We start from the raw sequence: 7,272 nt of genomic DNA, 5'->3' as shown, positions 1-7,272 counted from the left end.
GAGATGTGTATCAGAGACCGCAGTACGATCTTGCCCTTGGCTTTCTGGCTTTCGATCAGTGCGTGCGCGCGGCGCAGGTTGGCGGCGCTGATGCGGCCCAGGTTTTCGCCCAGCGTGGTGCGCAGTACGCCGGCATCGATCAGGCCGGCCACGCGGTTGAGCAGGGCGTGCTGCTGCTGCATGTCGGCGGTCTGGTGCAGCGGCCGGGCGAACATGAACTCCCAGTGCAGCGAGGCGCATTTGCGCTTCAGCGCCATCACGTCCAGCTGGCCGGGGTCGTCGATCAGGCCGAGCTGGCCCTGCGGTGCCAGCACTTCGATGATCTGCGCGTAATGCTGGTCGGTGTGGGTCAGGCTGGCCACGTGCTCGACGTGCGCGATGCCAAGCCGCGCCAGGCCTTCGGACAGCGGCTGGCTGTGGTCGATGACATGGTGCGCGCCCAGCGCGTACACCCAGTCCTGGGTTTCCGGGCGCGAGGCGGTGCCGACCACGGTCAGCCTGGTCAGCTGGCGCGCCAGCTGCACCAGGATCGAGCCGACGCCGCCGGCCGCGCCGATCACCAGCAGGGTCTGGCCTTCGCCGGTGCCCTCGGCGATGCGCAGGCGGTCGAACAGCAGTTCCCAGGCAGTGATCGCGGTCAGCGGCAGCGCCGCAGCGCTGGCATCGTCCAGGCTGGACGGCTTGCGGCCGACGATGCGCTCGTCCACCAGCTGGTATTCGGCGTTGCTGCCGGCACGATCGATGGCGCCGGCGTAGTAGACCTCGTCACCGGGCTGGAACAGGGTGACCTCACTGCCCACCGCATCCACCACGCCCACGGCGTCGAAGCCGAGCACGCGCGGGGTTTCGGTGGCGGCGTTGCGGCGCACCTTGGCATCGACCGGGTTCACCGCCACTGCCTTGACTGCCACGCGAAGGTCGCGTGGGCCCGGGGTGGGGGTGTCCAGATCGATATCGACCAGCGATCTGGCGTCGTCCGGCGACAGGCCGGCGTGGGTATAGGCAACAGCGCGCATGGGGTAACTCCGCAGCGGGGGGAGGCGCTCAGGATGGACGCTGCAGGTGACGCTGGAAAGGCGCAGAATCAGGCATCACTTTCTCTGTTGTGGTGAAAATGGTCCGGTTCGACGACCTGCAGCTGTTCGTGCGCACCGCGGCGCTGGGCAGTTTCAGCCGTGCAGCGCGCGAGGTCGATCTGCTGCCCGGCCAGGTGGCCGCAGCGATCGCGCGGCTGGAGCGCGAGCTTGACCTGCGGCTGTTCGTGCGCACCACCCGCAGCCTGCGCCTGACGGCCGAAGGTGCGCAGTACCTGCCTTATGCGCAGGAAGGCCTGGCAGCGCTGCGCGAAGGCCAGGCGCGGGTACAGGGTGAAGCCGCCGAACTGGCCGGCACCCTGCAGGTGGCCGCGCCATCGGACCTGGGCCGCAACGTGCTGCTGCCCTGGCTGACCGCGTTCCGCCGCGCGCATCCGCGGCTGCAGCTGCATCTGCAGCTGTCCGACCAGGTGGCCGACGTGTTCCGCGATCCGGTCGATATCGCCTTCCGGTTGGGCCGCTTCGACAACGCCAGCTATGTCGCCCTGCCGCTGCTGGCGGGCAACCGCCGCGTGCTGGTGGCGTCTCCCGCCTACCTGCAGGCGCACCCGGCGCCGGACAGTCTGGATGCGCTGAAGGACCACGCCTGCCTGCTGTACCAGCTGGGCGGCCGCACCCACGATCGCTGGAGTTTTGAACAGGACGGCCGCCGCAGCGTGGTGGCCGTGCGTGGCGCGATGCTGTGCGACGACGCCGACGTGGTGCGGCGCTGGGCGGTGGCCGGGGAAGGCATCGCCTACAAATCGTGGCTGGATGTTGGCGATGACGTGCGTGCAGGACGCCTGGAGGTGCTGCTGGACGGCCAGGGCGAGAGCCTGCCGTTGAACCTGGTCTGCCCGCACCGCAAACAGTTTTCGCCGGCGGTGCGGCAGCTGCATGGGTTCCTGGGTGAGCGGCTGACGCCGTTGCTGCAAGGGTTGCCCACCGCACGGTAGTGACGGCCGCTGGCCGTCAGCTCTCCGCATTGGTGGGTGACGGCCGCTGGCCGTCACTACAATGAAGCCCCCTGCGTTGAACGAGTGAGCCGCCATGCCGTGGATGGGCATCCAGGACCTGTGGACCTTCCTGGTCGCCGTGCTGGTGTTCCTGGCCCTGCCGGGTCCAGGCACCTTCACCCTGCTCACCGCCACCGGCCGCGGTGGCGTGCGGGGGGGCTACACGGCGTTGGCCGGCCTGCTGGTGGGCGACCAGATCCTGATGTGGCTGGCGTTGGCCGGCGTGGCCGCGCTGCTGAAAGCCAACCCGACCGTGTTCCATGCCGTGCAGTACCTGGGCGCGGCCTACCTGGTGTGGGTGGGCATCAGCCTGCTGCGCACGCCGAAAGCCGACGGCAGCGACCTGCCGGGCAGCGTGCGGCTGGCGCCGGGCCACTATTTCCGCCAGGCGATCCTGGTCAGCCTGCTCAACCCGAAAGCCATCCTGTTCTACATGGCCTTCCTGCCGCTGTTCATCGACCCGCGCCAGCACCAGGGCGTGGCCACCTTCGCGGCACTGGCCGGGATCATCTTCGTGGTCAGCGTGGCGTACTGCTCGCTGCTGATCGGGGCGGGCAACCTGGCTCGCCGTCGGTTGATCCAGCATCCGCGCATCAGCGACGTGTTGCGGCGCGTGGCCGGGGTGTTCCTGCTGGGCTTCGGCATCCGGCTCGGACTGAATGGCTGAGCCATTGTGCCGATTCCGGCAGCGGTTGCCGGGTGCAGCGCCAAGCGGTTTGTCAATGAGCGTCCGTCAGTAGTAATGCTGCGCCGCATTCGGTCACACTCGGGCACTTGTCGTTCCCAGTCACCACGAGGCCCGAATGTCTTTGCTCCGGCGCAAATCCCTGGATACCGTCACCGTCCATGAAGCCGGAAGGCAGCTGGTCCGCACACTGAGTTGGCCGCACCTGATCGCGCTGGGTATCGGCGCCATCGTCGGCACCGGCATCTATACGCTGATCGGTGTGGGCGCCAACCTGGCCGGCCCGGCGGTGTTGATCTCCTTCGCCATCGCCGGTGCGGTCTGCGCCTGCGCCGCGCTGTCCTATGCCGAGCTGGCAACGATGATGCCGGCCTCGGGCAGTGCCTATACCTACAGTTACACCGCGCTCGGCGAAATCTTCGCGTGGGTGGTCGGCTGGAGCCTGATCCTGGAGTACTCGCTGGTGGTGAGTACCGTGGCGGTCGGCTGGTCCGGCTACTTCGTCGGCTTCCTGGAATGGGTGAACAACCAGATGGGCATCGACATCCGCCTGCCGCTGGCGCTGTCGGCGGGTCCGCACGTGGAAGGGGGGTTGTTCAATCTGCCGGCCGTGCTGATCACCTGGCTGGTGGCGGGTGGCCTGATGCTGGGCACCAAGGAAAGCGCCACGCTCAACGCGGTGCTGGTGGTGTTGAAGATCATCGCGCTGGGCGTGTTCGTGGCGGTGGCGCTGCCCGCCTTCGACAGCGCCAACCTGCAGCCGTTCATGCCCTATGGCTTCGCCAAATCGCTGGGCCCGGATGGGCTGGAGCGTGGCGTGATGGCGGCGGCGGCGATCATCTTCTTCGCTTTCTACGGCTTCGATGCGATCGCCACCGCCGCCGAAGAAACCAAGAATCCGGGCCGCGATCTGTCGATCGGCATCATTGGTTCGATGGTCGGCTGCACCATCATCTACATGCTGGTCGCGCTGGCCGCCGTCGGTGCGATGAGCTATGCGGTGTTCGGCAGCAGTGCCGAGCCGCTGGCGCTGATCATGCGCCAGCTGGGTCACCCGACCGCCGCGCTGATCATCGGCATCGTGGCCATCGTGGCCTTGCCCACCGTGCTGTTGGCTTTCATGTTCGGCCAGAGCCGGGTGTTCTTCGTCATGGGCCGCGACGGCATGCTGCCGCGCCGCCTGTCCAATGTCAGCAAGCGCACCGGCACGCCGGTGGCGACCACCTTGTTCAGTGCCCTGCTGGTATCGGCACTGGCCGGCGTGGCGCGGCTGGATGAAATCGCCGCACTGGCCAACGCCGGCACGCTGGCCGCCTTCACCGCAGTGGGCGTGTGCCTGGTGGTGATGCGCCGCCGTGAGCCGGACCGCGCTCGTACCTTCCGCACGCCGCTGGCCTGGATCGTCGGCCCGGCGGCCGCGCTGGGCTGTGTGTACCTGTTCTTCAGCCTGCCGCAGAGCACGCAGTTGTATTTCCTGATCTGGAACGTGATCGGGCTGGCGGTGTACTTCCTGTACAGCCGCCGCAATGCGGTGCTGGGCCGGTAGGTAATGCCGGCCGCTGGCCATCAATCCGGTGACGGCCGGCGGCCGTCACTAGCGCGTGGTCAGGGGCGGGCGTAGTCCTGCGCCTGCTGCATCACCCGCAGCAGGTTGCCGCCCCAGATGCCGGCGATCTGCTTTTCGTCGTAACCGCGGCGCAGCAGCCAGGCGGTGATCTTCGGCAGCTGGCTGACATCGCGCAGGTCGGTCAGGCCGCCGCCGCCGTCCCAATCCAGGCCGATGCCAACGTGTTCGGGGCCCACCACGTCGAGGATGTGGCCCATGTGCGCGAAGAAGTCATCCAGGCTGGCGTGGCGCACCGGGTACTGCCTGTCCAGCGCCTCTTCCCCGCGCTGCAGTTCCTCGCCCTGCGCGATGCTCATGCCTTCCCAACCGCCCAGCCGCTTGCTCAGCGCGTCTTCGGCGTCTTTGCGCTCGGGGCTTTTGCCGGGATCCACCAGATAGCCGCCATAGGCGTTCACCTGGATCACCCCGCCGGCCTTGGCCAGCTGGCGCAGGCGCGCATCGTCCAGATTGCGCGGGTGGTCGTGGATCGCCCTGGCTGAGCTGTGCGACAGCACGAACGGTACCGGCATCATCGCGATGAGCTGGTCGAACACTGCATCGGACGCATGCGACTGGTCGATGACGATGCCCCGTTTCACCGCCTCGTTGACCAACGCACGGCCGGCCGGGCTCAGTCCGTTCCACTCCGGGCCCTTCGGGTTGGTGGCCGAATCGGCGAACTCGTTGGTGGCGAAGTGCACGGTGCTCAGCATGCGCAGCCCGGCCTGGTGGTAGAAGCCCAGCAGGCTGGGGTCGGCCACCAGCGGACTGGCGTTTTCCATGCTGATGAACACCACGCGCTTGCCGCCGGCCTTGATCCGCACGGCATCGGCAGGGGTCAGCGCCAGCGCGAAGCGGTCGCCGTTGGCGGCCAGCATGGTGCGGATGTCGAGCAACCGCTGCAGGCCGGCATCGCGGTCACGCTGGTGGGCCGCGGCACTGCGGTCACCCTGGCCGGTGTAGATCGCCCAGAAGCCACCATCCAGCGCCCCTTCCACCATGCGCGGGTAGTCCACCTGGGACAACGCGTTGTGGTCATGGCGGTTGTCGATGTCGAAGCCATCGCGGGCGAAGTTGGCCGGCGTATCCAGATGGCTGTCCAGAGTCAGCAGGCGCTGCTGCAGGGACTTGGCGCGCTGCAGTTCGGCGGGGCTGAAATCGATGGCATGGACGGACAGCGGCGTGCTGAGCGCCAGGGCGAGCAGCAGCGGCAGGCGACGCAGGATCATGCAGGTCTCACCGGGGACGGGGAGACCTGACGATAACGCTGACGCGCTGGGCTGGGTAGGTGGGCGGGTGCGGAAGCGGTGACGACCAACGGTCGTCACCCACCGGGTTTGGTCGTCACCAACCGGGTTTGGTTCTCACCGGGTTTGGTCCTCACCCACCGGGTTTGCGGTTACAGCACGCGGCAGAACACCGCCTTGAGGTAACGCGATTCCTGCACGTGGGCCATGAACGGATGGTCGGGACCGGCGCCGGAGACCTTGAGGATCTGGATGGTGCGGCCGGAATAGAACGCTGCACGTCGCAGCATGTCCAGGAACTGGTCTTCGGCCACCAGGCCGGTGCACGAGAACGTGGCGAACAGGCCACCCGGCTTGACCACGCCGAGCGCCAGCTTGTTCATGTCCAGGTACTTCTTCAGCGCGCTGATGACCTGGTCGCGGTCACGGGTCATCTTCGCCGGGTCCAGAATCACCACGTCGTACTGCTCGCCGCGGTTGGCCGCATCGCGCAGCCACGGGAAGATGTCGGACTGCACGAACTTCGGCCGCACGTTGTTGAGCTTGGCGTTGCCCTTGGCGATCTGGATCACGTCCTCGTCGATGTCGATGCCCACCACTTCACTGGCGCCGCGTGCGGCGGCGTACACCGCGAAACCGCCGGTGTTGCAGCACAGGTCGAGCACGGTCTTGCCTTCGACCTGCTGGCTCAGCCACTCGCGGTTGTCGCGCTGGTCGGCGAAGAAGCCGGTCTTGTGCGCGCCGGCCGGGTCGGCACGGAACTTCACGCCGTACTCGGTGATCACCGAGGCCTCGGTGGTGGTGTTGCCATGGAAATCGAAGCTTTCCTGCTTCTGCACGTGTTCGTCGGCGAAGCTGTGGAAGCGACAGCCCGGGAACTGCTCGCTCAGCGCCTCGTAGATCCATTCGCGGTGACGGAACATGCCGGCGGCGAAGAATTCCACGACCACCAGGTCGCCGTAACGGTCCACCACCAGCCCGGACAGGCCGTCGCCTTCGCTGTGCACCACGCGCCACGCATCGCTGACCGCATCCAGCTTCAGCACGTCACGGCGCAGTTCCACCGCCTGGGCGATCTTGCGCGAGAACCAGCCGGCGTCGACCGGCACGCGCTCGTCGGTTTCCAGGATGCGCACGGCGATGCGCGAATGCCCGTTGTAGAAGCCCCGCCCGATGAAGTCCCCTTCCACGCCGAAGACATCCACGATGGTGCCGGGCTTGGGCCGGACGGCCGGTTTTTCGACCAGTTTCTGGAAGATCCACGGGTGGCTGGAACGCCAGGCATTCTTGAGACGGACTGAGGGGGCAGAGGTATTCATCGGGCTATTGTAATCGCTGGGGTGGGCAGGGCCGCCGACCGTCCCCGCGATTCGCGCGATTGACGGCCAGCAGCCGTCACTACCCGGTGATTGACGCGGCGCCGGGATGCCCGCAGAATCGGCCCCAGAAGGGGAGTAGCTCCCAACGTTGTCGCCGTCAATTCGAGCCCGCAGGCTCCGGTGCAACGGCAGTCCCACCACATCGGGGCTGCGAGCGAGACCTTCGCCGTACGGCGAAGCTCTGTCCCTGGATCCCCCTCCCGATCCTCCGTTGCAGATCCTCGCCGTCCGGCTTGAGGCTTTTTTCTTTTTCCCAACGGACAAAC

The 7,272-nt window shown here is 67.2% G+C and carries 6 protein-coding genes; 3 read left to right on the top strand and 3 right to left on the bottom strand.

Going from position 1 to position 7,272, the window contains the following annotated elements; all coding sequences use genetic code 11:
* A partial coding sequence (locus CXG43_RS00145) for a zinc-binding alcohol dehydrogenase family protein (RefSeq protein WP_101098181.1) occupies window positions 1-1,016 on the bottom strand: 1,016 nt, incomplete at its 3' end.
* Between the two features lie 92 nt (window positions 1,017-1,108).
* Between CXG43_RS00145 and CXG43_RS00140 the strand changes: the two genes are divergently transcribed.
* The 3 genes from CXG43_RS00140 to CXG43_RS00130 all read left to right on the top strand — a co-directional run bounded on the left by CXG43_RS00140 (window position 1,109) and on the right by CXG43_RS00130 (window position 4,320).
* Window positions 1,109-2,029 carry a LysR family transcriptional regulator gene (locus tag CXG43_RS00140; RefSeq protein ID WP_182656604.1) on the top strand — a complete coding sequence of 307 codons (921 nt, stop codon included), beginning with the start codon at window positions 1,109-1,111 and terminating at the stop codon, window positions 2,027-2,029.
* A gap of 94 nt (window positions 2,030-2,123) precedes the next feature.
* Window positions 2,124-2,756 carry a leucine efflux protein LeuE gene (leuE, locus tag CXG43_RS00135; protein WP_101098179.1) on the top strand — a complete coding sequence of 211 codons (633 nt, stop codon included), beginning with the start codon at window positions 2,124-2,126 and terminating at the stop codon, window positions 2,754-2,756.
* A 136-nt stretch (window positions 2,757-2,892) separates the two neighbouring features.
* Window positions 2,893-4,320, top strand: a complete 1,428-nt coding sequence (locus tag CXG43_RS00130; RefSeq protein ID WP_101098178.1) for an amino acid permease — start codon at window positions 2,893-2,895, stop codon at window positions 4,318-4,320.
* A gap of 59 nt (window positions 4,321-4,379) precedes the next feature.
* On the opposite strand, the gene CXG43_RS00125 is transcribed toward CXG43_RS00130, so the two are convergent.
* Together CXG43_RS00125 and CXG43_RS00120 are read right to left on the bottom strand one after the other, a co-directional pair.
* Window positions 4,380-5,609 carry a dipeptidase gene (locus tag CXG43_RS00125; RefSeq protein WP_101098177.1) on the bottom strand — a complete coding sequence of 410 codons (1,230 nt, stop codon included), beginning with the start codon at window positions 5,607-5,609 and terminating at the stop codon, window positions 4,380-4,382.
* A 170-nt stretch (window positions 5,610-5,779) separates the two neighbouring features.
* Entirely contained in the window at window positions 5,780-6,946 is a 1,167-nt protein-coding gene (locus tag CXG43_RS00120) for a class I SAM-dependent rRNA methyltransferase (protein ID WP_042612152.1), read from the bottom strand.
* Window positions 6,947-7,272: the final 326 nt, after the last annotated feature.

Origin of the sequence: Stenotrophomonas sp. Bg11-02, assembly GCF_002836635.1 — a bacterium.
In the GTDB taxonomy this organism is placed as follows: Bacteria; Pseudomonadota; Gammaproteobacteria; order Xanthomonadales; family Xanthomonadaceae; genus Stenotrophomonas; species Stenotrophomonas lacuserhaii.
This window is presented reverse-complemented; position numbering and strand designations above follow the sequence as displayed.